Source organism: Actinomadura sp. NPDC048955, assembly GCF_040649435.1.
GTDB classification, from domain to species: Bacteria; Actinomycetota; Actinomycetes; order Streptosporangiales; family Streptosporangiaceae; genus Spirillospora; species Spirillospora luteofluorescens.
Window position 1 is genome coordinate 221,735 of the sequence record NZ_JBEZJI010000004.1, and the last position, 22,378, is coordinate 244,112.

22 protein-coding genes and 2 tRNA genes are annotated in these 22,378 nt (G+C 71.5%); 16 read left to right on the forward strand and 8 right to left on the reverse strand.

What is annotated here, in order from left to right; all coding sequences use genetic code 11:
- Positions 1-86: 86 nt before the first annotated feature.
- Positions 87-195 (reverse strand) — tRNA-Ser (locus tag AB0C84_RS06370).
- A 405-nt stretch (positions 196-600) separates the two neighbouring features.
- On the opposite strand from AB0C84_RS06370, the gene AB0C84_RS06375 reads away from it, so the two are divergent.
- On the forward strand, positions 601-849 hold the full coding sequence (locus AB0C84_RS06375) for a hypothetical protein (RefSeq protein ID WP_361061744.1): 249 nt from the start codon (positions 601-603) through the stop codon (positions 847-849).
- Between the two features lie 48 nt (positions 850-897).
- Here AB0C84_RS06375 and AB0C84_RS06380 read toward each other — a convergent pair whose 3' ends face one another.
- Together AB0C84_RS06380 and AB0C84_RS06385 are read right to left on the reverse strand one after the other, a co-directional pair.
- Positions 898-2,631 (reverse strand): SpoIIE family protein phosphatase, encoded by a 1,734-nt coding sequence (locus AB0C84_RS06380; RefSeq protein WP_361061747.1) that lies wholly within the window; start codon positions 2,629-2,631, stop codon positions 898-900.
- Positions 2,632-2,865: 234 nt separating this feature from the next.
- Positions 2,866-3,237 (reverse strand): STAS domain-containing protein, encoded by a 372-nt coding sequence (locus tag AB0C84_RS06385; RefSeq protein WP_361061750.1) that lies wholly within the window; start codon positions 3,235-3,237, stop codon positions 2,866-2,868.
- Between the two features lie 456 nt (positions 3,238-3,693).
- Here AB0C84_RS06385 and AB0C84_RS06390 point away from each other — a divergent pair, with 456 nt between their 5' ends.
- From AB0C84_RS06390 to AB0C84_RS06405, 4 genes are all read left to right on the forward strand, one after another.
- Positions 3,694-4,023: a hypothetical protein gene (locus AB0C84_RS06390; RefSeq protein ID WP_361061753.1), complete on the forward strand. Its 330-nt coding sequence runs from the start codon at positions 3,694-3,696 to the stop codon at positions 4,021-4,023.
- A 431-nt stretch (positions 4,024-4,454) separates the two neighbouring features.
- Positions 4,455-5,045: a DUF5994 family protein gene (locus AB0C84_RS06395; protein WP_361061756.1), complete on the forward strand. Its 591-nt coding sequence runs from the start codon at positions 4,455-4,457 to the stop codon at positions 5,043-5,045.
- A gap of 54 nt (positions 5,046-5,099) precedes the next feature.
- A complete protein-coding gene (locus AB0C84_RS06400; protein WP_361061760.1) occupies positions 5,100-5,528 on the forward strand; it encodes an STAS domain-containing protein in 429 nt (142 codons plus the stop codon).
- Between the two features lie 107 nt (positions 5,529-5,635).
- On the forward strand, positions 5,636-6,037 hold the full coding sequence (locus AB0C84_RS06405) for a hypothetical protein (RefSeq protein ID WP_361061763.1): 402 nt from the start codon (positions 5,636-5,638) through the stop codon (positions 6,035-6,037).
- 204 nt (positions 6,038-6,241) lie between these two features.
- On the opposite strand, the gene AB0C84_RS06410 is transcribed toward AB0C84_RS06405, so the two are convergent.
- Complete coding sequence (locus tag AB0C84_RS06410; protein ID WP_361061766.1) at positions 6,242-7,141, reverse strand: helix-turn-helix transcriptional regulator; 900 nt, start codon at positions 7,139-7,141, stop codon at positions 6,242-6,244.
- Positions 7,142-7,476: 335 nt separating this feature from the next.
- Between AB0C84_RS06410 and AB0C84_RS06415 the strand changes: the two genes are divergently transcribed.
- From AB0C84_RS06415 to AB0C84_RS06425, 3 genes are all read left to right on the forward strand, one after another.
- Positions 7,477-8,520, forward strand: a complete 1,044-nt coding sequence (locus tag AB0C84_RS06415; protein WP_361061769.1) for an alcohol dehydrogenase catalytic domain-containing protein — start codon at positions 7,477-7,479, stop codon at positions 8,518-8,520.
- Positions 8,521-8,567: 47 nt separating this feature from the next.
- A complete protein-coding gene (locus tag AB0C84_RS06420; protein WP_361061772.1) occupies positions 8,568-9,440 on the forward strand; it encodes an aldo/keto reductase in 873 nt (290 codons plus the stop codon).
- A 78-nt stretch (positions 9,441-9,518) separates the two neighbouring features.
- Entirely contained in the window at positions 9,519-9,641 is a 123-nt protein-coding gene (locus AB0C84_RS06425) for a hypothetical protein (protein WP_361061775.1), read from the forward strand.
- Positions 9,642-10,130: 489 nt separating this feature from the next.
- On the opposite strand, the gene AB0C84_RS06430 is transcribed toward AB0C84_RS06425, so the two are convergent.
- A tRNA-Lys gene (locus AB0C84_RS06430) sits at positions 10,131-10,206 on the reverse strand.
- Between the two features lie 44 nt (positions 10,207-10,250).
- Positions 10,251-11,555, reverse strand: a complete 1,305-nt coding sequence (locus AB0C84_RS06435; RefSeq protein WP_361061778.1) for a cytochrome P450 — start codon at positions 11,553-11,555, stop codon at positions 10,251-10,253.
- Positions 11,556-11,561: 6 nt separating this feature from the next.
- Here AB0C84_RS06435 and AB0C84_RS06440 point away from each other — a divergent pair, with 6 nt between their 5' ends.
- On the forward strand, positions 11,562-11,960 hold the full coding sequence (locus tag AB0C84_RS06440) for a PaaI family thioesterase (RefSeq protein ID WP_361061781.1): 399 nt from the start codon (positions 11,562-11,564) through the stop codon (positions 11,958-11,960).
- A gap of 1 nt (position 11,961) precedes the next feature.
- On the forward strand, positions 11,962-12,648 hold the full coding sequence (locus AB0C84_RS06445; RefSeq protein ID WP_258940771.1) for a dienelactone hydrolase family protein: 687 nt from the start codon (positions 11,962-11,964) through the stop codon (positions 12,646-12,648).
- 55 nt (positions 12,649-12,703) lie between these two features.
- Here AB0C84_RS06445 and AB0C84_RS06450 read toward each other — a convergent pair whose 3' ends face one another.
- Complete coding sequence (locus AB0C84_RS06450) at positions 12,704-13,234, reverse strand: C40 family peptidase (RefSeq protein WP_361061784.1); 531 nt, start codon at positions 13,232-13,234, stop codon at positions 12,704-12,706.
- A gap of 625 nt (positions 13,235-13,859) precedes the next feature.
- On the opposite strand from AB0C84_RS06450, the gene AB0C84_RS06455 reads away from it, so the two are divergent.
- On the forward strand, positions 13,860-15,251 hold the full coding sequence (locus AB0C84_RS06455) for a family 1 glycosylhydrolase (protein ID WP_361061787.1): 1,392 nt from the start codon (positions 13,860-13,862) through the stop codon (positions 15,249-15,251).
- A 44-nt stretch (positions 15,252-15,295) separates the two neighbouring features.
- Here the strand turns inward: AB0C84_RS06455 and AB0C84_RS06460 are convergent, their stop codons facing one another.
- Positions 15,296-16,144, reverse strand: coding sequence for an SDR family oxidoreductase (locus AB0C84_RS06460; protein WP_361061790.1), 849 nt, complete (start codon positions 16,142-16,144; stop codon positions 15,296-15,298).
- 161 nt (positions 16,145-16,305) lie between these two features.
- Here AB0C84_RS06460 and AB0C84_RS06465 point away from each other — a divergent pair, with 161 nt between their 5' ends.
- The 5 genes from AB0C84_RS06465 to AB0C84_RS06485 all read left to right on the forward strand — a co-directional run bounded on the left by AB0C84_RS06465 (position 16,306) and on the right by AB0C84_RS06485 (position 22,262).
- Positions 16,306-17,079, forward strand: a complete 774-nt coding sequence (locus AB0C84_RS06465) for an SDR family oxidoreductase (protein WP_361061793.1) — start codon at positions 16,306-16,308, stop codon at positions 17,077-17,079.
- 8 nt (positions 17,080-17,087) lie between these two features.
- Positions 17,088-17,900, forward strand: a complete 813-nt coding sequence (locus AB0C84_RS06470) for a crotonase/enoyl-CoA hydratase family protein (RefSeq protein ID WP_361061796.1) — start codon at positions 17,088-17,090, stop codon at positions 17,898-17,900.
- A gap of 122 nt (positions 17,901-18,022) precedes the next feature.
- Positions 18,023-18,523 carry a hypothetical protein gene (locus tag AB0C84_RS06475; RefSeq protein WP_361061799.1) on the forward strand — a complete coding sequence of 167 codons (501 nt, stop codon included), beginning with the start codon at positions 18,023-18,025 and terminating at the stop codon, positions 18,521-18,523.
- A gap of 112 nt (positions 18,524-18,635) precedes the next feature.
- Positions 18,636-19,379, forward strand: a complete 744-nt coding sequence (locus AB0C84_RS06480) for a L,D-transpeptidase family protein (RefSeq protein ID WP_361061801.1) — start codon at positions 18,636-18,638, stop codon at positions 19,377-19,379.
- Between the two features lie 81 nt (positions 19,380-19,460).
- Positions 19,461-22,262 (forward strand): AAA family ATPase, encoded by a 2,802-nt coding sequence (locus AB0C84_RS06485; RefSeq protein ID WP_361061804.1) that lies wholly within the window; start codon positions 19,461-19,463, stop codon positions 22,260-22,262.
- The last annotated feature ends 116 nt before the right edge of the window (positions 22,263-22,378 follow it).

The following is a 22,378-nucleotide window of genomic DNA, read 5'->3' on the forward strand; positions in this document are numbered from 1 at the left end:
TCTTTTGACCCGAGATAGGGACGAAGCGGGGCGAAGCGGGTGGCGGACAAGCCGGGTGGTCTCGTGTCTGCCCTGGTTGGGCTGGGTGGGTCGCGTGGGACTCGAACCCACAACCTACGGATTGAAAGTCCGCGACTCTCGTATCAGGGCAGTGCTCCTAGTGTCGGGCTGTACTGTTCTGTCCACATCCGACCCCATCCCCATGCCGCGCCATGCCGTGTGGTGCTGCCCTGTTTCAGAACCGTGGAGCGGACAACGAGCCGACATGGCCGGCAGCAACGGCGACGGAGGTGAGGTGGTGGGAGCTTGAGGTGAGGCTATGGCCGGGTCTGTTTCCCCCGGGGGGAGGAAGGGGGCTGGTGAAGTGATCGGCGCTTCCGCCGCGCCATCCAATGGGGAAGAGGCCGGAGTCGTCGCTGACCGGCCGCCTATCGCGGGTACCTCGTTTCGTTGGGCCTTGCCCTCTTCGTCGGCGCGCCGAGGGGGCTGTGGCGGGGGCCGTACTAGGTTCGGGGGTGAGGCGGGCTCCTGGACTCATGGAGGGTGGGGCTCATGAGCGGTAATGCACCAGAGGTATGGATTTCGGCTGCTGAAGGCGACTTGATCCGTGCTGATGCGATCGTGGTCCTGCGTCTGGACAGGACCGGTCGGCTGACCGTGCAGTTGCGCGACGAGGCGAAGGTCAGCGTGTCCCTTCTGGAGGGGGCGCAGGGCGAGGGCCGTCCGCCCGCGGACTTCCACCGCCGGCTGGTCAGGATGATCGCCGAGGTCGCGGACTCCGGGAGCGCGCAGCTGATCAGTGCGCGGCGTGTCGACGGCGGCTGGCGCTGGATCAGCGAACCCCTGTGAGCGGAGGCGCACGCCGGTCCCGGTCGCGGGGGCGTGGTGCCCGTGCCTTCATGCGGGGATGCGGAGGGCGAGGAGGGCGAGGTCGTCCTCGCCGCTGAGTTCCATGCGCTCCAGGAGCTGGTCGCACAGTTCGGCCACGGGGAGCCGGGCCAGGTGGGCGCTGTGGCGGCGAAGGCCGGTGAGACTGTCGGTCAGGTCGGTGCCGCGGGTCTCGATGAGGCCATCGGTGTAGAGCAGCAGGGTGGACAGCGCGGGCAGTTCGCGGGTGCCGTCGGGGCGGCCACCGGTGAGGCCGGGGTTGCCGAGCAGCATTCCGTGCTCTTCGAGGAACGTCGTGGCGCCGTCATGGGTGATCAGGAGCGGCGGGGGGTGGCCCGCGTTGCACCAGCGCAGGTGCCAGGGCCCGGCGGCGGTCCTCTCGACGCGGGCGAACACGGCGGTGGCGAGTTCGGCGTCGCTGACGGCGTCCATCACCGCGTCCAGGCGCTCCAGCACGATGCTCGGGGGCGCGGCGAGGTCCCAGGCCAGGGCCCGGAGCATGTTGCGGACCTGTGCCATGCGGGACGCCGCGTGCAGGTCGTGGCCCATGATGTCGCCGATGACCAGCCCGGTGGCGCTGTCGGCGAGGGGGAAGGCGTCGTACCAGTCGCCGCCGACCCAGCTGGCCTGGGCGGCGGGCAGATACCGGGCCTGGAGTTGCAGGTCGTCCGGTTGGGGCAGAGGGGTGAGCAGGCTGCGCTGCATGGCCTCGGCCGTGTTCCGTTGGGTGGCGAAGAGCCGGGCGTTGGACAGGACGAGGCCGGTGCGGCGCGCGATGTCCTCCACGACGAGCCGGTCGTCAGGACCGTAGTCGTGCCGGGGACGGGAGTAGCCCAGGGTCAGCGCGCCATAGGTCTCGCCCCGGGCGGCCAGCGGGGTGATGATCACGCTGTGGGCGTCCATGGTCTGGAAGAGCTCGTGCTGGGCGGCGGTGAGCGGCTCGTCGGAGTAGGGCCGGGCGGCGTCGCCGCCGACGACCATGGTCGTGCCGCCGTGCAGCACTCGCGCGAGGGGGCCGCGCGGGGACCGGGGGAGCGGTGGCAGCGGCCCTTCCAGGCGAGCGATGTCGGCGGGGGAGAAGTCGCGGTGGGTCGCGGCAACGCGCTCGACGCGGCCGTCGGGGAGGAGAAGGTCGACCTCCGCCCAGTCACCGAGTGCGGGCACCGCCAGCCGGACCAGTCGCCGCAGCACTTCGTTCTCGTCCAGGGTGGACGACAGCACGGTGGTGATCTCGGCGACCAGCGCCAGCCGGGAGTTGGCCCGCCGCGCCTGCTCCATCCGGTCGTGCTGCTCCCGCTCGATCCGGAGCCGCTCGGTCGCGTCCTGCAGCACGATGACCGCTCCGGTCACCGCCCCGGCTCCGCGTCCCTCAGTTCCCGGCTCGTCGGCGTGGATCGGAGCGGATGACCAGGCCAGCATCACCGGGTGCCCGTCACGATGGGTGAACGAGTCGCCGTCGGCGTGGTCGGGGACACCGGCCCGCAGCGCCCGCAGGATGCGGTGGTCTCGCATCGGAGGGGCACCGCCCGCTGCGATGCGGGGCAGGAACCGCTCCATCGGCCGTCCCAGCGCCTCCTCGGCGGTGTAACCCAGCAGATGCCGGGCCCAGGGATTCCAGGCCGTGATCCTGCCGGACGCGCTGACGGCCACGATCGCCGAGTCCATCGCCTCGACCGGGCCCGCGTGGTCCGCGCCGACCCGGTCGTGCGGCTGCCCGCTCATCTGTTCCTCCTGGTCGGACATCAGGACCCCTGCCCCTCGCGGCCACCGGAACACCTCGGTTACGCAGGTGCGCGGTCCGATCTGCCGCCGGCCCGGTCCCCGAAGGGTCTTGGGTGCACTGCGCGGTCGCCTCCGGCCGGCCGATTCAGGAGACGATCAGAGAGACGACGGCGATGACCGCGCAGACGGCGGTCAGCGCAAGGGCCATGCCCGCGGCGAGGCCCTTCATCAGCGCGAGGTATTCGTCCTTCATCGTCACCCCGGAGCCGTCTGGACCACGAGTACGCGGTCCAGACCTGTGAGGTGGAGGAGTTCGGTGAGTTGCCGGTTCGGGGCACCGATGCGGACGATGATCCCGAGTCCTGCCGCGCGGCGCTGGACGCCGACCAGAACGGCGAGCCCCGCCTCGTCGCAGGACGGCACCTCTCCCAGGTCGAGTATCAGCAGCCTGCCGCTTGGACGCAGCATGCGCAGCAAATGCTCGCGCAGTGCCGGCGCCGCGGCGGCATCGAGGTCACCGTGCAGCGCGACGGTGGTGTGGCCGGGACGCCGACGGGCGGGCACCCGTCCCGTGGCGGGTGCCGTGGTCAGATCATCGGCAGTGGACGCGGCGGTCATGGCGCTCATTGGTGATCTCCGATCACGGAACGCTCTACCGCCCCGGGAGGTGGGCGATGAATGACACCGAATCGCGTGGCACGGGAGGCGCGGATCTCCTCCGCGGCACCTGGCCGACCGGGACCGCCGCCTGGCGACGTATGCGAATCGAAGACCGTGCGGGCCATCTCGAAGGCCCCGTTCTCGGTCTGTGGAGGACCGGGTCGTGATCGCCGGAGACGGCGCCGACATGGCGGCCCGCGCACGAAGTGCCTCCGGTACCACGGAGCCTACGCCACCGGGCCTCACCCGGGGGTGCTGCCGGCGATCGAGGTCACTGGAGCGCCGGACCACCCTGCGCCGGCTCATCGCGATGGGTGGGCCTGGGCGTTCGGGGGTATGAGCTGGCCACACCTCCGGAATAACGGGCACGAACGCCGGGCGCCCCCTCCGGGCCAGCAAAGGCAGGGGCACGCTGTGGGCGCGATGGATCAGATGGTGCGGTTACTCGGTCTCACCAGACCGCCCCCCGAACCAGCATCCGCGCCACCGCTGGCAGCCGCGCAGCACCGGGAGCTGGCTGACGCCATGCGGTGCCTGCCCGGGGGTTTCCAGGATCGCCTTCCCGCCTCGACGCTGCGGCGTGTGGCCGACTCGGCCGCCCTCGGGCGGTGGGAGAAGGCGATCGGCGAGCTGATCATGGGCCTGTACATGAGGGACGCACCGGTCAGCGCAACGGAGCGCGGCGAACTGCGCGACGCTCTGCAGGCGCTCGGGGTGCCGGCCCATCGCCTCGACAGACTGCGCTCCCGCTGACCCCAGCGGCCACCGGAGCCGGTGGGGCGGTCGGAGCCCGGCGGGCCTCGGCAGCTCTCCTCACGCCTGCATTTCTCGCCACGCTGAGCGGCCAGGGGACGTTCCTCGTGCCGCGCTCCACTACTGATCACTGCAGATCAAGGACGCCGAGAAGCCCCCAGGTCGGCCCTGGCGGCACGGATTCGGCACCTCCGGACGGACGGAAATTCGGAATTGGAAATCCCCCTCCGTCAAACCCTCAGAATCAAAAGACAGGGGAGAAATGTCGAAAACTTGGGCGGATATTACTCCAGGTTTTTAAGGCGCCGAGGGTTGGCGGCTAGAGTAAACATATCCGGCAAAGACGACATCCCCACCCTAGAGGGTGATCCGCCACACCGGCTCGTTCACTGCTCGGAACCGCTTCGCGGTTCAAGGGGAAGGGGAATCCCATGCGTGCCACCGCGGAACCAGGAACGATCGTCGGCCCTCCGCCGCCCTCGGCCCCCCGGCTCGCCCTGCGGCCGTCCGCCCCGCTCAGCCGAAACCGTTCAGCACGGGGCCGCACGCTTCTGGACGGTGCGTGGTGGCCCCGCTCGGCCGATCCGGTCGCCGAACTGCCCGGGTTGCTGCTGGCCTTGAGGGCCCACGGCCCACCCGACGACCGCCGGCCGATCAGCCACGTTCTGCTGCGGGCGGCCGACTGGGACAGCCATCCGCGCCGCCTGCTCGTCAACGGTCCCGACGACACCCGCGAGGTCCTGCTGAGCTGGTTCGACCACCTGCCCGCCGGGCTGCTCACCGCGATCTACGCCGACGGCCGCCGCGTCGAGCTGCTCACCGTCCCGGCCGCCACCGGCAGTGCGGCGGCTCAGGCGGCCCTGGAGAGGGCCGCCGATCCTGCCGGCAGGCTGCCCGCCCGCGACGTGCCGGTCGTACCGACCGCTCCGGCCAAGCCGCGGGACGGGTGGGGCGCCGAACCACCCCGAAGCGCCTCGACACGGCAAGGCGAACGACTGCGTGAACCGGCGACGTCGCGCTGATCAGCGGACAGGATTCACACGGCCGGAGCCACCACCTCGCGATCGGAGATCGCCATGACCGGCAGCAGGCCCACCGCTCTGAGCAACCGATACGCCGAACACACCAGGTTCGCAGCAGTGAACCGCTCCCATGGAGCCGCCAGGGCCACTGCGTTTCCCCGCGGACGATCGGGAATCGCCATTCTCGCCTTGCAGGGCGATCTCGACATGGCGTCCGCCCCCGCACTAGGTGAGCGTCTGCTCGCCGCGCTGCCCAGGAGCGCCCGGCTGCTGATCCTCGACCTGAGTGGGGTGACCTTCTGCGACGCGGCGGGGCTGACCCTGCTGATCGGCATCCAGCGCCAGGCCACCGGACTCGGCCTCACCCTGCGGCTGTCCGCCCCCCGCCCGCAGGTCGCCAAACTGCTGCGCATCACCGGCCTGGACCGCGGTCTCAACGTCCACCCGGACTCTTCTCCCCACGCTCCGGATGCCGGCGGCTGATGCGGCCGGAGAGGAAATCCACGCCGCCGCTCTGGGCTCGCGCGGCGGGCGGAGCGAGTTCACCACCGCGGGGCCGTCGTCGTTCAATCCAGTAAGGAAGCTCTGCGATGCCGGAACAACGGCCCCATCTACCCGCGGACGGCGGGCCCCCCGACTTCACCGTGCTGGCCGACGGGCTGATCCGCCGGGCGTTCACCGTCAGCATGGACCTGCATCAGGACCTCGCCCGGCTCAGCCCACAGGACGGTGACGACCAGCTGCCCCGGCGGCAGCGCGACGGCCGACCTGCCGCCGCGGCCCATCGCCGGGTGACCCCCGCTGAGACCGAGCGGCTACGCAGGACACTGCGGCAGGCGATCGGCGCACTCGACGAGATCATCCACGGCATCCGCGCCGCAGCGCTCGCCCACGCCATCGCCCCCCAGGCGCCACCGGCCACGACCTCCCCGCCCGACGGGATACGCCACGCCGCACGTCACCGCCGCTGGATGGCGGAACGGCCACGCTGAGGCCATCGGCAAGCCGAGCGCAGCCGACAGCTCGGCTTCCCTGCCCTTGGGACGGGACTCACGGTTCGGGGGTGCACACCTCTGGGGGAAGACGGTCGAGGCCGATGCCCGCGACCTGCCGTACCCGCCTGCCCCGACCCGACCTTCTCCACCTGCCCCACGGCGGCCCCAAGGAATCTAGCGTGGTGGAGTGACAGTGAATGATCAGCTGGGCCGGTGGGTCCGGTCGATGGGGTGGGTGTCGGTGGAGGCGGGGGCCGCCATGTCGAGCAGGATCATGGCGTCGTGGTCGGGGGTGCCGGGTTCGGCGTGGTAGACGGACATGCGGTGGCCGGGGGCGCCTTCCAGCAGCATGCCCTGGTAGCCGAGGGTGAGGTCGCCGACTTCGGGGTGGTGGAAGGTTTTGGTCCCGGCGGTGTGGGGGCGGACGTCGTAGCGTTCCCACAGTTTGGCGAACTCGGGGCTTTTGAGGAGGAGTTCGCCGACCAGAGCCGCGAGATCGGGGGCGTCGGGGTCGGTGCCGGCCAGGGCGCGCAGGCGGGCGACGCAGCCGCGGAGCTGGCTGTTCCAGTTGTGGAACAGGGTGCGGGCGGCGGGGTGCAGGAAGGTGTAGCGGGCCAGGTTGCGGTGCTTGGCGGGCCAGTCCTGCATGCCTGCGTACAGGCGGAACCCGGCGGGGTTGGCGGCCAGGACGTCCATGGTGCGGCTCTGGACGACGGCGGGGTGCGGGCGCAGCGCTTCCAGCAGCTGTTTGACGCCGGGTTTGACGGTGCGGCTGGGGACGACCGCCGGGTCGGGGATGTGGCGGGCGGCGCGGACGGCCAGCTCCAGCAGGTGCTGGTGCTCGGGTTCGCCCAGGCGCAGGGCGCGGGCGAGGGCGTCGACGACGGCGGGGCTGGGCCGGGTCTCGCGGCCGCGTTCCAGGCGCGTGTAGTAGTCGACGCTGACGCCGGCGAGGGTGGCGAGTTCTTCGCGGCGCAACCCCGGGGTGCGGCGCAGGCCGGGACCGGCGGTGAGGCCGACCTGGTCGGGGGTGACCTCTTCGCGGCGGGCCCGCAGGAACCGCCCGAGCTCGGTCCCGCCTTGGTGTCTGTCACCTGCCATGGGTCCAGTGTTCCACCACCTCCGAGAGCGGCGGATCCCTTGTGAGGGGCCCTGCCACACCCCCGAACGGCCCGGCCTGTCATCGGGCCTTCTCTCACGGCAGGCTGGATCTCAAGGAACCGACGGCGAGCAGGAGAGTTCCTCATCGCGGACCGAAGCCCGGCGCAGGCCGCTCGACCGTGTGTCCGGCCGCGCGGGGGCATCTGGTCGTCCAGACGGCTGCCGCGGCTGCGGTTCTTTACCGATAACAGGCTGCCGACGGGGCGGGCGAATAGCCGCGTGTGCCCTGCTCCGGGTAGTGCTGAGACGACTTCACATGATCGGAGATCTCTTTTATGCGTGCGACGTTGATCTACGGTGCCGGTGACGTGCGGGTGGAGGACGTCCCGGATCCGGTGCTGCGCGAGCCGACCGATGCGCTGGTGCGGGTGCTGCGATCCTGCATCTGCGGCAGCGATCTGTGGCCGTACGGGTCGCGTCCGGCCAGTGACCAGGGCGCCCGGATCGGGCACGAGTTTCTCGGCGTGGTGGAGGAGACCGGCGCGCAGGTGTCGGGGCTGCGGCCCGGTGACGTGGTGGTGGCGCCGTTCGTATGGGCCGACAACACTTGCGATCTCTGCCGGGAGGGCCTGCAGACCTCGTGCCGGCACGGCGGGCAGTGGGGCGCGCCGGGGGTGGACGGCGGCCAGGGCGAGGCGGTGCGGGTGCCGCAGGCGCAGGGCACGCTGGTCAAGTTGCCGGCCAGTGTGGCCAGTGAGGATTCGTCTCTGCTGCCGTCGCTGCTGGCGCTGTCGGATGTGTTCCCTACCGGGCACCACTGCGCGGTGACCGCCGGGGTGGGCCCGCGCACCACGGTGACGGTGATCGGGGACGGCGCGGTCGGGCTGTCGGCGGTGCTGGCCGCCCGGCGGCTGGGTGCCGAGCAGATCATCTTGATGGGGCGGCACAAGGACCGCACCGATCTGGGCCGCGAGTTCGGCGCCACCGACGTGGTCGCCGAGCGCGGTGAGGAGGGTGTCGAGCGGGTCCGGGAACTGACCGGCGGCGACGGCACCCACACCGTGCTGGAGTGCGTCGGGCTGGAGCAGGCCATCGTCACCGCGTTCGGGGCGGTCCGCACTGGCGGCACGGTCAGCCGGGTCGGTGCCCCGCAGTATCCGGCGGTGCCGATGGGCTTCGGCGAGTTCCTGCGCAACATCACCCTGACCGGCGGTGTGGCTCCGGCACGCGCCTACATCGAGGACCTGCTGCCCGACGTGCTGGAAGGGCGCGTCGAGCCGGGTCAGGTGTTCGACCGCACGATCGGCCTGGACCGGGTGCCCGACGGGTACCGCGCGATGGCCGGCCGGCAGGCGATCAAGGTCCTCATCCGCCCGTAACACGCAGAGGAAAGGGCCGATCCGTGAAGTACCGGGAGGTAAAGATCATGGATCTGACGTTGAACAACGGTGTCGTGATGCCCGCGTTGGGATTCGGGGTGTTCCAGACGCCGCCAGAGGAGACGGCCGAGGCGGTGCGGGCGGCTCTGGAGACCGGGTACCGGCTGATCGACACCGCCGCTGCCTACGGCAACGAACGCCAGGTCGGTGAGGCGATCCGCGACTCGCACCTGGGACGCGACGAGGTGTTCGTCGAGACCAAGGTGTGGATCAGCGACTTCGGCTACGACGAGACGCTGCACGCCTTCGACAAGAGCGCGGGCAAGTTCGGTGTGGAGACGATCGACCTGTTCATCCTCCACCAGGCCCTGCCGGACCGGTTCGAGTTGACCGTGCAGGCGTACCGCGCCCTGCAGACGCTGCTGGACGACGGTCGGGTGCGGGCCATCGGGGTCAGCAACTTCATGCCCGGCCACCTGGACGCGCTGATGAGGGAGGCACCGGTCGTGCCCGCGGTGAACCAGGTCGAGGTCCATCCGTACTTCCGTCAACCGGATGTGCAGGCCGCCGACACCGCGCGCGGAATCGTCACCCAGGCGTGGTCGCCGATCGGCGGGATCACCAGTTACCGCGGCACCAGCACCAGCACCTTCGATGATCCGGTGATCGGTGAGATCGCCGCCACGCATGGCAAGACGCCCGCGCAGGTCATGCTCCGCTGGCACCTGCAGCAGGGTCGGGCGGCCATCCCCAAGTCGGTGCGTCCCGAACGCATCGCCGAGAACTTCGCGGTGTTCGACTTCGACCTCACCGACGCGCAATGCGCGGCCTTGGACGCCCTCGACACCGGGGTGCGCGGCGGCCCCGAACCTGACGACATCACCTTGGAGAGCTACGGCACGGCCATTCCCGAAGCCTGACCTGTCCTCGGAAAAGCGCGAGCAGGCCGCCCACACGGAAAAGATCCGTGCGTCCGAGGCAGCGGAGGAGAAAACGCCATGGCGATCAGCGAAACCGCGCGGCGTACCCGCTCGGAACCGCACGTCTTCGTCGATCTCAACGATTGGGCAGACCCGAACGGAGACTTCCTCACGACCGAGCCGGTCTCTCTCTTGCGATAGACAGGCCCTCTCAGGCCGCCTGAGACGCCGGCGACTTCCGAGTTCCGGCCCCCGGGTACCAGGTATCCGGGGGCCGGAACGTGCGAGTGCGTCCAGGGGCGACCGTGCCTTGATCATTTGGTCACCACCCAGGTCTCCGCCTGCCCGGTATCCCTGGAACGCACGCCGCAGGCGATCGCCGCAGTCCGACCGCACTCGCCAATAGCGACATCACTCGGTCGGACGTCGCTGCCCGAAGCCCCCTCTGGCCGCTCGGCGCGGTGCCGTGTGCTGCCGTGCGGCTCGGTCAGCGTGCCCCGGAGACTCCAGGTGAGGGGCGTCGGCGCCCTTTGCATCATGGTGGCCGGATGCCGGGGCGCATCGTTCGAAACCAGGTTGGCCAGGCCCGGAGTGTGTCCCCGGGCCGCCCTGGAGCCGACGTTGGGACGAAGTGGGGCGAACCGGGCGGCGGGCGAACCGGGGCATCCTCGTGTTTCCCCTGGTCGGGGGTGGTGGGTCGCGTGGGACTCGAACCCACAACCTACGGATTAAAAGTCCGGAGCTCTGCCAATTGAGCTAGCGACCCGTCTTGGCAAGGGTACCGAGATCGACGGGGGGTTCGCGACGGGGTTAGGGGGTGGGGGTCAGGTGGACGGGGAGGTGCTTCAGGCCGTTCTGGAAGTTGGAGCCCAGGCGGACGGGGGTGCCGGTGAGGGTGACGTTGTGGGGGAGGAGTTCGCGGAAGACGGCGCGCATCTGGGTGCGGGCCAGGTGGGCGCCCAGGCAGAAGTGGGGGCCGAAGCCGAAGCTGACGTGGTCGTTGGGGGTGCGGGCGATGTCGAAGCGGTCGGGGGAGGGGAAGACGGTCTCGTCGCGGTTGGCGGAGGCGTGGTAGACGACGACCTTGTCGCCGGCCTCGATGTTCTGGCCGCCGAGTTCGAGCGGTGCGGTGGCGGTGCGGCGGAAGTCCATGACGGGGGGCCAGTAGCGGAGCATCTCCTCGACCGCGGACGGCAGGAGGGACGGGTCCGCGCGGAGGCGGGCGAGTTCGGCGGGGTGGTCGAGGAGGGTGAGCAGGCCGCCGGGGATGCCGTTGCGGAGGGTCTCGTTCCCGGCGACGGCGAAGAGGAAGAACATGTTCTCGAACTCGTGGGTGGTGAGCCCGCCTTCGAGCATGCGGGACATGATGTCGCCGGACGGGCGGGAGCGCTTCTCGGCGGCGAGGGCGTGCGCGTAGGAGAACATGTCGGCGAGGGCGGTGTAGGAGCGCGGGTTGACGGGGCGGCCGTCGGGGCGCAGCGTCTCGGACGGGCGGTGCTTCATCGCCTCGCGGGCCATGGGGCTCATCGAGGCGGAGTCGGCGGTGGAGAGGCCGGCGTAGTCGGGGTCCTGGTAGCCGATGACGCGGGACGCCCAGTCGTAGAGGAGGCGGCGGTCGGACTCGGGGACGCCCATGATGTGGGCCAGCGTCCAGACGGGGAGGTCCGCGGCGAGCTCGACGAAGTCGGCGTCCTCGCCGAGGGCGGAGGACACGAGGGTCCGCGCCCGCTCGTTGATCGTGTCCTCCAGGGCGCGGACGGCGCGGGGGGTGAACGCGGCGGCGACGATGCGGCGGAGGCGGGAGTGGTCCGGCGGGTCCTGGTTCAGCATCATCGCGCGGACGAAGGCGAGGTCCTCGGGCGTGTCGGGGTCGCGGATCTGGGTGGCGCCGAGGTTCGAGGAGAACAGGTCCGGGGAGCGCAGGACGTGCTTGACGTCGGCGTGCCGGAAGACCGCCCAGAAGCCGGGGCCCGCGGGCCAGGGGCCGATGGGCGGTTCGCCGACCCAGGCGACCGGTGACGCGGCGCGGAGCTCGGCGAACGTCGCGTAGGGGACCCCGGCGGCGTAGGTGGCGGGCAGGAAGATCTCCTCGTGCATGTCCTCAGCGTGCATCATGACGGGGTGACGTTGAAGCCTGAAGAGATCCTCCGTGACAACTTCGCCCCCTGGGTTCTCGATCTGGGTCTCGTGCCCGAGGAGGTCGGGGACGGGAGGGCGGTGCTGCGGCTGCCCTGGTCCGACCGTCTCTCCCGGGAGGGCGGCGCGCTGTCGGGGCAGGCGCTGATGGCGGCGGCCGACACGGCGGTGGTGCTGGCGGTGTCGGGGGCCAGAGGTTCGTTCGTGCCGATGACGACGGTGCAGCTCAGCACGACGTTCCAGCGGCCCGTGACGGGACGGGACGTGCTCGTGGACGCGGAGCTGTCGAAGCTGGGCCGGACGATGGCGTTCGCGGAGATCGACATGACCGCGGACGGGAGGACCGTCGCGCATGCCAGCGCGGTTTACGCCATCATCGGCTGACATGACGCGTACAGAGAAGGTCGTCGTTCCGGACGGCGAGTTCGACCTGACGGTGTGGGGGACGCGCGGTCCGGGGATCCTGCTCCTCCAGGAGATCTTCGGGGTCGGCGACTACATGGAGGCGGTCGCCGAGGACCTGGTCGCGCTGGGGTTCGTCGTGGCGGCGCCCGACATGTTCTGGCGGATCGAGCCGAACTGGTCGACCGCGCACAACGAGGAGGCCCTGCCCAAGGGGATGTCGATGGCCTCCCAGTTCGACTGGGAGAAGGGCGTAGGGGACGCCGTGGCGGCGCTGGGGGTTCTCAAGGGGCTGCCAGAGGTGGGCAGGGTGGGCGTCCTGGGGTTCTGCTTCGGCGGGACGCTCGCGTACCTGGTGGCCGCCAACGCTCAGGTCGATTCGCTCGTCTCGTTCTACGGGTCCGGTGTGCCGGACATGCTGGACAAGCTCGATGCCATCGAGGCGCCCACGCAGTTCCACTTCGGTGGCGACGACGCGTACATCGCACGTGAGGACGTCGCCAAGGTGGAACGTGCGGTCGGGCAGAGGGAACGCATGGAAATCCACGTCCAGGAGGACGGCGGCCATGCGTTCCACAACCGCAAGGCGCCGATGTTCTACCAGCCGGAGCCTGCCGCGCGCGCTTGGCGGCTCACCGAGGAGTTCCTGCAACGGACCCTGCCGGCATAGTGCCGTGAAGGCCCCGCGCCGGGCGGGCGGCGCGGGGCCTGGCGTGCGTCCGGGGTCAGGTACCGGGGCGGACGGCGCCGTGGAAGTTGCGCTTGTAGTAGCCGTTCAGCTTGATCTTCTTGACGCGCTTGCCGGAGCTCGGCGCGTGGATCATGTAGCCGTGGCCGGCGTAGACGCCCATGTGGGTCCTGCCGCCGTAGAAGAACAGCAGGTCGCCCTTGACGGCGCCCTTCCAGGAGACCTTCTTGTGGACCGCCTTGTAGATCTGCTGGGTGGTCCGGGGGAGCTTCACCCCGGCCTTGCGCCAGGATCCGCCGGCCAGCCCGGAGCAGTCCCAGGAGCCGGGGCCCGTCCCGCCGTAGCGGTAGGGGTCGCCGATCTGCTTGGCCGCGTACTTCACGGCGTAGTCGGCGCGCTTCCTCTGCTTCGCGATCCGGGCCTGCTTGGCGGTGAGGGTCGTGGTGGTGACCGTCGCGGCCGGTGCCGCGGCGAGGGTCGTCCGCTGCGGCGCCGCGGCCTGCACAGGCCCTGCCGCCAGGACGGACGCGCCGAGCGCGGTGGTCGTGGTGAGCACGAGCCCGCCCACGGTGAATCCGGCCTTCAGGGGGTTTCGAGGGGTATGCAGAATGTCTCCAGACCTCGCGGTTGATGCCTACCGGGCAGCCGTCACCCGCCGGATTTCTTCGGAGGGTTCGGTGCCGCAGCCGATTTCGCAGCGTCATTGAGGGGAGACGCAGAGAAATGGCGGCTGCTTCCGGTTCCGTGCCTCTCGTCTGCACGGATTCGGCGTCCGACGACGGTTTCCGGGCGGGGTCCCTGGAGGGGACGACCTGGGGGTCCGTGCCTGGCCTCCGGTGAGAGGCCGGGCGCGCCGCCGCCGCGCGTCGGGGTGCGTGTTCTGTTGTCCGGGCGGCTCGGGCGCCGCATGAACCGGGCAGGAAGCTAGCCAGCGGCGAACGGCGCTGGCAAATCACCCGCCATTTCCCCACCGTGCCGGCGGTCCGTTTGAGACGCTGGTCCAGCGCTCTGCCAGCACTGATCAGCAACCCCTTTCGTCATTTGTGAAGTGAGTCACAAGCGCCGGAAAAGCATGATCAATTTATTGGTCTGTGATGCGCCGCACAGCCGGGGGCGGGCCGGGGGTTGCCGGATCTGGCCGTGTCCGGCCATTGACGGGGGCCCGCGCGACCCCTGTAGTGCGAAGGAGATTCATGTCCGTCTCCGGAGGGAGTCCCGTGTTCGGCAGGCCCCGCAGAGCACGCCCCGTCCACCTCCTGTCGGCCCTCGCCCTGTCGGCCGTCCTCGGCCTGACCGCGGCGAGGCCCGCCACCGCGGCCGCGCCCCCCGCCAGGCCCGCCACCGCCAAGTTCCCGCCCGGATTCCTCTGGGGCGTCGCCACGTCCGGCTTCCAGAGCGAAGGCTCCTTCCCCGACAGCAACTGGACGAGGTACGCCGACCGCAAGGCCACCGGCGTCACCGACCCGTACGGGAACTCCGTCGACTTCCGGCACCGCTACCCGAGCGACCTGAAGCTCGCCGGGGGGCTCGGCGCGAACGTGTTCCGGACGTCCGTCGAGTGGTCCCGCATCGAGCCGCGCCGCGGCCACCGCGACCCGAAGGCGATCGCCTACTACGACGACCTCGTCCGCCGGATCAAGGCGACCGGGATGCGTCCGATGCTGACGCTCGACCACTGGGTGTATCCGGGCTGGGTGGCCGACCAGGGCGCCTGGGACAACCCCCGCACGCAGGACGACTGGCTGCGCAACGCCCGCTTCGTCGTGGACAGGTACAAGCGCCAGGGCGTCGTCTGGATCACGTTCAACGAGGCCAGCGCCTACATCTACAAGGAGCTGACGGCCCGCCCGATGGACCTCGGGCAGATGATGGCGATGCGCGACGCGCTGGTCAGGACGCACCGCGCCGCCTACGACATGATCCACGCGGTGGACCCGGGCGCCCCGGTGTCCAGCAACGTCGCCTACGGGTCGCCCGTCAACGGCATCTTCGACGCGGCCCTGTTCAACGAGGTCACCGACAAGCTCGACTTCATCGGCATCGACTACTACTACGGCGCGAATCTGCAGAACGTGACCGCGGCCTACGCGCTCATGGGCGAGTTCTGGAGAATCGACCCCGAGCCCGAGGGCCTGTACTACGTCCTCAGGAACTACCAGCGCCGGCTGCCGAACCTGCCCATCTACATCGTCGAGAACGGCATGTCCACGGACAACGGCAAGCCGCGGCAGGACGGCTACACACGCTCCGACCATCTGCGCGACCACATCTACTGGATCCAGCGCGCGATGGCCGACGGCGTGAAGATGATGGGCTACAACTACTGGAGCCTCACCGACAACTACGAGTGGGGCAGCTACCGGCCGCGGTTCGGCCTCTACACGGTGGACGCGCTGACCGACCCGTCCCTGGCGCGCCGTCCGACCGACGCCGTTCCCACCTACCGGTCGATCATCGCGAACCGGGGCGTTCCCACCGGTTACGTGCCGGTGCGCAAGCCCGGCTGGTGCTCGATCGAGGACCCGGTCGCCACCTGCCTCGGGACGACGCCCACCCCGCCCGCCGCCTACCGCCGCACCGGGTGAGGAGCCGGGCGCGACGAGCCTGGAGCGCCCTCATTGCGACTCCGTCAGCCCGGGTGGATCTCACCACCGGCGGGCACCAGGGTCTGACCGGTGTAGTAGGACGACTGGCGGTCGGAGGCGAAGAACACGTAGGACGGCGCGATCTCGTCGGGGTCGGCGGCGCGTCCCATGGGCGCCTGCTTCCCGAAGTCCTCGACCTTCTCCTCGTCGAACGTGGCGGGGATGAGCGGGGTCCAGACCGGGCCGGGCGCGACGCAGTTGACGCGGATCTCGCGGTCCATGAGGTTCTGGGCGAGGCAGGTGGTCAGCGCCATCGCCGCCGCCTTGCTGGCGGAGTAGTCGATGAGCGTCTTGTTGCCGCGCAGCCCGTTGATGGACCCGGTGATGATGACGGACGACCCGGGCCCCATGTGGTCGAGGGCCTCCTGGACGGTCCAGAACAGCGAGAACACGTTCACCTCGAATGTCCGCCGCAGCTGGGCGTCGTCGATCTCGCGGACGTCCTTCACCGGCGTCTGGGTGCCGTGGTGCAGGACGAGCAGGTCGAGGCCGCCGAGATCGCGGACGGTGTGCGTGACGATCTCGCGGGCGTGCCGCTCCTCGGCCAGGTCGCCGCCGAACGTCACGCAGCGCCGCCCGGCGGCCTCGACGAGGCCCGCGGTGTGCCGGGCGTCGTCGTCCTCCTCCAGGTAGGTGATCGCGACGTCCGCGCCCTCCTTGGCGAACGCGACGGCGGTCGCGCGCCCGATGCCGGAGTCCCCGCCGGTGATCAGCGCGCGGCGCCCGTCCAGCAGGCCGCTTCCGGTGTAACCGCGCATCTCGTCGCGCGGTTCGGGCGTCATGTCCCCGGTCCGCCCGGGGTAGGACTGGCTCTGTGCGGGACGCTCGCTCATGGGGTTCGGGTGCCCTTGCCACGAAGCAGCAAACGTTCTCTATTGTGACTCCGGAGTAACATCGCGCCTCCGCAATCCGCAGGGGTGTGAGCAGAGCGCGCGACGGCGTCTGGATAGCATCACCCCGAACCACATTCGGTCCCTCACGTAAGGTGTCGCTTATGGACCTGAACGGAGTTTCCGCCGTCGTATCCGGTGGCGCGAGCGGCCTCGGTGAGGCCACCGTCCGCGCGCTGGCCGCCGAAGGCGCCAAGGTGGTCATCGCCGACCTGAACGAGGACAGGGGCAAGGCCCTCGCCGACGAGATCGGCGGAGTCTTCGTCAAGACGGACGTGTCGAACGAGGAGCAGGTGCAGGCCGCGGTGCAGGCCGCCGTCGACTCCGGCGCCCCGCTGCGCGTCATCGTCAACAGCGCCGGCATCGGCTGGGCGTCGCGGACCGTGGGCCGCGACGGCAGCCCGCACGACCTGGCCTCCTACGAGACCGTCATCCGGATCAACCTGATCGGCACCTTCAACCTGATGCGGATCGGCGCCGCGGCCATCTCCAAGACCGAGCCCGCCGACGAGGACGGGCTGCGCGGCGTGGTGATCAACACCGCGTCCATCGCCGGCATTGAGGGACAGACCGGGCAGATCGCGTACTCCGCGTCCAAGGGCGGCATCATCGGCATGACGCTCCCCGCCGCCCGCGACCTCGCCGCGATCGGCGTCCGGGTCAACACCATCTGCCCCGGCATCATCGACACCCCGATCTACGGCGAGGGCGAGGCAGCCGAGGCGTTCAAGGCCAAGCTCGCCGCCCCCGTCCCGTTCCCGAAGCGGATGGGCAAGGCGTCGGAGTTCGCCCACCTGGTCAAGTCCCTGATCGAGAACGACTACATGAACGGCGAGACGATCCGCTTCGACGGCGGTATCCGCTTCCAGCCGAAGTGAGGCACTGAATGACCGACGCTGTATCGCCCGAGGGGGGACGACCCCCCACGCCCCCCGGCAACGGCGCTGTGCTGACCGAAGAAGACGGCGCAGTCCTCATCATCACCATCAACCGCCCGGAGGCCCGCAACGCGGTCAACGGCGAGGTGGCGAAGGGGATCGCGGCGGCCCTCGACGAGCTCGACTCCCGCAAGGACCTGTCCATCGGCATCCTCACCGGCGCCGGCGGGACGTTCTGCGCCGGCATGGACCTCAAGGGCTTCCTGACGGGCGACAACCCGACCGTCGAGGGACGCGGTTTCGCCGGCATCACCGAGCGCCCGTCGGCCAAGCCCCTGATCGCCGCCATCGAGGGCTACGCCCTGGCCGGCGGCTGCGAGGTGGCGCTGTCCTGCGACATGGTCGTGGCGGCGCGGGACGCCCAGTTCGGGCTGCCCGAGCCGAAGCGCGGGCTGGTCGCCGCGGGCGGCGGGCTGCTGCGGCTGCCGCAGCGCATCCCGTTCCACATCGCCATGGAGATCGCCCTGACCGGTGACAAGTACCCGGCGGAGCGGATGGCCGAGCTCGGGTTCGTCAACCGGCTCGCCGAGCCCGGCGGCGCGCTCGCCGCGGCCAAGGAGCTGGCGCTGAAGGTCGCCGAGAACGCCCCGCTGGCGCTCGCGGCGACCAAGAAGGTCATCGTCGAGTCCGCGGACTGGACGTCCGACGAGGCGTGGAAGAAGCAGCAGGACATCACCCTGCCGGTCTTCATGTCCAAGGACGCCCAGGAGGGCCCGGCGGCCTTCGCCGAGAAGCGCAAGCCGAACTGGAAGGGCGAGTAGCCCTCCGGCGACACGTCGGCACGTCGGCACGCAGAACGCCCGGAACCGCTCGGTTCCGGGCGTTCTGTGGTCGCGGCTGGGACGGCTGGACCACCCGGTCCGCGCTGTCAGAATCGTTGATCATGCAGCTCGACAGTCAGAACGCCGTCGTCCCCCTCCTGCGGGCCACCCTCCGGCAGGACCCGGGGGCCGCGCCAGAAGGTCCGGCATCGGCCGACCAGATCATCGCGGCCATCCGGTCCGGCCCGGAGGGCGAGGAAGGGCTCGGAAGGCTCGCCGTCGGCACCGCGGTCGCCGCGGGGATCGTGACCGAGGGGTGGGCGTCCGCGCGCGGCCGCTCCGTGGACGACTTCCTCAAGCTCCTCCCGAGGCACGCGCCGCCCGGCGCCGAGCACGTCCCTGAGGTCGTCCAGGCCCTCTTCGACCCCGGCCCGCGCCCCTTCTTCGTCGTGATGGGGGACCTCGTCCGCGAGGGCCGCGTCGGCTTCCACGAGCTGATCCTCACTCTCGCCGAGTACGCGGCCGGCCTGATGACCGACCTGGAGAGGGACGGGGTCCGCACCGCCGACGAGTGCCTGGCCGAGGTCGAGGCCGCCCTGAGCGACTGGGCCGCACGCGACTGAGCCGGGGCGGTCCGCGACCTCCCGGAGCGGCGGGGGGTGAGGCGAACCCGGGCCGGGTAGAGATCGGGACGCGATCATCGGCATGCCCGTTCGGAGAACAGGGAGCTGCGTCATGCGTTCGGGGTTCATGCGGGTCACGGTTCTGTCCACTGGCGCGGTCCTCTCCACCGTCGCGATGCTGGTCGCGGCGGGTGTTCATGCCCCGCAGGCCCTCGCGCGGGAGAAGGCGGAGGATCCCTGCCAGGCGCTCAGCCAGGGGAAGACGCGTTACGGGGCGGGCGCGGCGCGGCACGTGGTGTTCGCGGTGGCGGCGCAATACGGGACGACCGAGGTGGTCGTCACCGAGTGCGTCCGGACGGGGCGCACGTGGAGAGCGCTCCTGACCGCGCCGGGGCATGTGGGACGGAACGGCTACGCCGAACCGGGGGCCAAACGGGAGGGGGACGGCAGGTCGCCGACCGGCTCCTACAGCCTGACCGAGGCGTTCGGCGAAGGGGATCCCGGTACCCGCCTCCCCTACCGCAGGCTGCGGGAGAGCGGCGACTGCTGGGGGTCGACGATCGGCGACCGGCGGTACAACCGCTACTACCGGGGCGCGTGCCTGCCCGCCGACGAGGACCTCTCGCGGATCATGGCGAGCGGGCCCTACCGGCAGGCCGTGGTGATCAACTACAACCGGCCTCCGGACTCGCCCGTCGTCCAGGGCAACGGGTCGGCGATCTTCATGCACGTCGGCGCGGGGCGGACCGCGGGGTGCGTGTCGATGGCGCGGCCCGTCCTGGAGTCCGTCATGCGGACGCTGCGCCCGCACGACCGGATCATGATGGGGACGAGCCGGGCCCTGTTCCGCGACTGAACGGAACGCGGGCGTTGTGACGGGATCGTCCGCTGGCTATCGTCGGGGGCGGCGTCCGAGTCCTCCTGAGGGGAGCGAGTCATGGACGTCCTCGCCGCACCGCCGGTGGTCCGCGCCGGAGCACCGCCCGAGCTGGCAGGGCGATCCGCACTGCTCGCGTCCGTGGAGTCCCGTATCGGGCGGAACGGCAGCGTGGTGCTGACCGGGCCGAGCGGTATCGGGAAGACGGCGCTGCTCGAAGCCGTCGGCGCCGCGGCCGCGGGACGCGGGGAGCTCGTGCTGCGGGTCGCGGGCACCGAGACCGAGCGGTGGGTGCCGTGCTCGGGGCTCGCCGAACTGCTCGACCAGCTGCCGGGCGCGCTGACCGCCGAGCTGCCGCGCGAGCGGCTGTCCGGGCTGCCGGAGCCGCATCCGGCGGCGTCGTCCGACCATGTCGCGTGCCGGCTGGCGTTCCGGGGCCTGCTCGCCCGGTGCGCCGAGGAGCGGCCGGTGCTGCTGCTCGTCGACGACGCCCAATGGCTGGACGCGGAGTCCGTGCACGCCGTCCGTTACACGGTCGGCAGGCTCGGCCCGCGCGGGGTGCGCGCCGTCGTGGCCGGGCGCTGGCCGGACGGCTTCGCCGCGGGCGACACCTGGACGCCCGCGCCGGACGCCGCGCACATCCCCGTCCCGCCGCTGGAGCCGGACGAGCTGGCCGAGATGTTCGACGGCTACGGGCTCCCGGTGCGGGTGGTGAACACCCTGCACGCCGACTCCGGCGGCAACCCGTACCTCGCGCTGGCGCTCGGCGGCGCGTTCACCGGGCGAGTCCCGCGGCACTGGCGGCCCGCCCCGCTGCCGCAGCGCGTGCGGGCCGTGATCGCCGAGCGGCTGGCGCGGCTGCCCGAGGGGGCCCGCGAGACGCTGCTGACGGCGGCGCTGGCGATCCGGCCGACGACCGACCTGCTGCGCCGGGCCGGCCGCGCCGAGGCCGCGCGCGACATCGGGCACGCCGCCGGGCTGGGGCTGCTGATCGCCGAGGGCGGTGGGATCCGGTTCACCCCGCCCGCGGTCGGCACCGTCCTCGCCGAGTCCGCCGACGCCCCGCACCTGGCGCGGGTCCACCGGGCCCTCGCCGAGGCGGTGCCGGACGCGGCGGGACGGGCCCGGCACCGCGCCCTCGCCGGCCCGGGCCCGAACGCCGAGCTGGCGCACTCGCTGGTCACCGCCGCCGAGCAGGCCGTCCGGCAGGGTTCGCACCGGATGGCCGCCGAGCTGTACCTGCTGGCCGCGGACCGCTCGCCCGCCGAGCCCACGGCCGAGCGGACGGAATGGCTGGTGGCGGCCGCGGAGACGGGGGCGAGCGGTGGCCTGCCCGACCTCGCGCACCGCGCCGCCGACGCCGTCCTGGCCGCCGACGCCACCCGCGCGCAGCGGGTGCGGGTCAGGCTCGCGCTGCTGGACCTGTCCGGGCAGGGCCTCACCGAGATGGGCGAGTTGTTCGCCGCGGCGCTGGTGGACGCGGAGGGCGATCCGGCGCTGCTCGGGCAGGTGCGGCTGCGGATGGCGCTCGGCACCCTCGTGACCGGCGCGCCCGGACGCGCGGAGCAGGAGGTCGACGCCGCGCTGGCGCACGCGCGCGACACCGGCGACACCGACCTGGAGGCGCGGGCGCTCGCCGTCCGGGCGAACATCGCGCTGATCGAGGGACGCGGCGACTACGCGGGCGACCTGGAGCGGGCGCGGCGGCTTCCGGAGCCCGCACTGGACGGGCGGCTGCACATGACGCCCCGGTACCTGGCGGCGTACTGCGCCATCTTCGAGGACCGCCTCACCGAGGCCCGCGCGGAGCTGCTGCGGCTGCTGGCGCTGGTCGAGCGCGGCTCCGGCGAGGAGGTCGTGCACGTCCTGCGGAACCTGTCGGAGGTGTCGGCGCGGACGGGCCGGTGCCGGGAGGCGCTCGACTTCGCGGACCGCGCGATGCGGGTCACCGAGCAGGCGGCGCTCAGCCCCGGCCCGGCCTGGTACCACGGCGCTCTGGCGGAGCTGGCGGGCGGCGGGATCGACCGGGCGGTCGCCCTCGCCGAGCGCGGAGTGCGGGCGTCCGAGCAGGAGAACGACGTCATCTTCCAGAGCCGCCTGCTGCACGTGCTGGGCGTGGCCCAGATGCGGAGCGGGGACGTCCGGGCGGGCGTGGACACCCTGCGGCGCATCGAAGCGCTCGGCCAGGACCGCAGGCTGCCGTCGCCGGTGGTGCTGCCCTGGCAGTGCGACTTCGCGGAGGGGCTCGCCGTCCTCGGCGACACCGGGCGGGCCGCGGAGCTGATCCGCACGACCCGCGCGGCCGTGGGGTACCGCGGCGCGGGCGTCACCGGGCGGCTGGACCGGGCGGAGGCCGCGGTGCTCGCCGCGCGCGGCGAGCCCGACGCGGCGGTCGCGCTGCTCAGCGAGGCCGCGGCGCTGTTCGCGCGGCTCGGGCAGCCGCTGGAGGCGGGGCACTGCCTGCTCGACCAGGCCCGCGTCGAGCGGCGCCGGCGGCGCGGCGCGCCCGCCCGGCGGGCGGCCGAGGACGCCCTGGAGATCTTCTCGCGGTGCGAGGCGCGGCCCTGGATCGAGCAGGCGCGGCACCGGCTGTCGCGCCTGGAGACGGGCCTGCGGGACGGCCCCGCCGCGCCCGGTTCCGTCGCGCGGGCGTCGCTGACGGAGGGGGAGCGGCGGATCGCCGTCCTCGTCGGCCAGGGCGCCACCAACCAGCAGGTGGCCAACCGGCTGTATTTGAGCGTGAAGACCGTCGAGGCGTCCCTCACCCGCGTCTACCGCAAGCTCGGCATCCGTTCCCGGGCGCAGCTCGGGTCGCTGCTGGGCGGCGGGCCCGCCGGTCCCGGGGCGTCGCCGCCGCACTAGGGAACCCTCGTCCACCCCCTGGCCGTGTAGGGGTTTCCCTTGCCGTCCGGGCCGCCTCCCTACACCTGAGGTGCGGGGGGGGAACTTTCCGGTGACATGCCGGATATGCCGTGTCA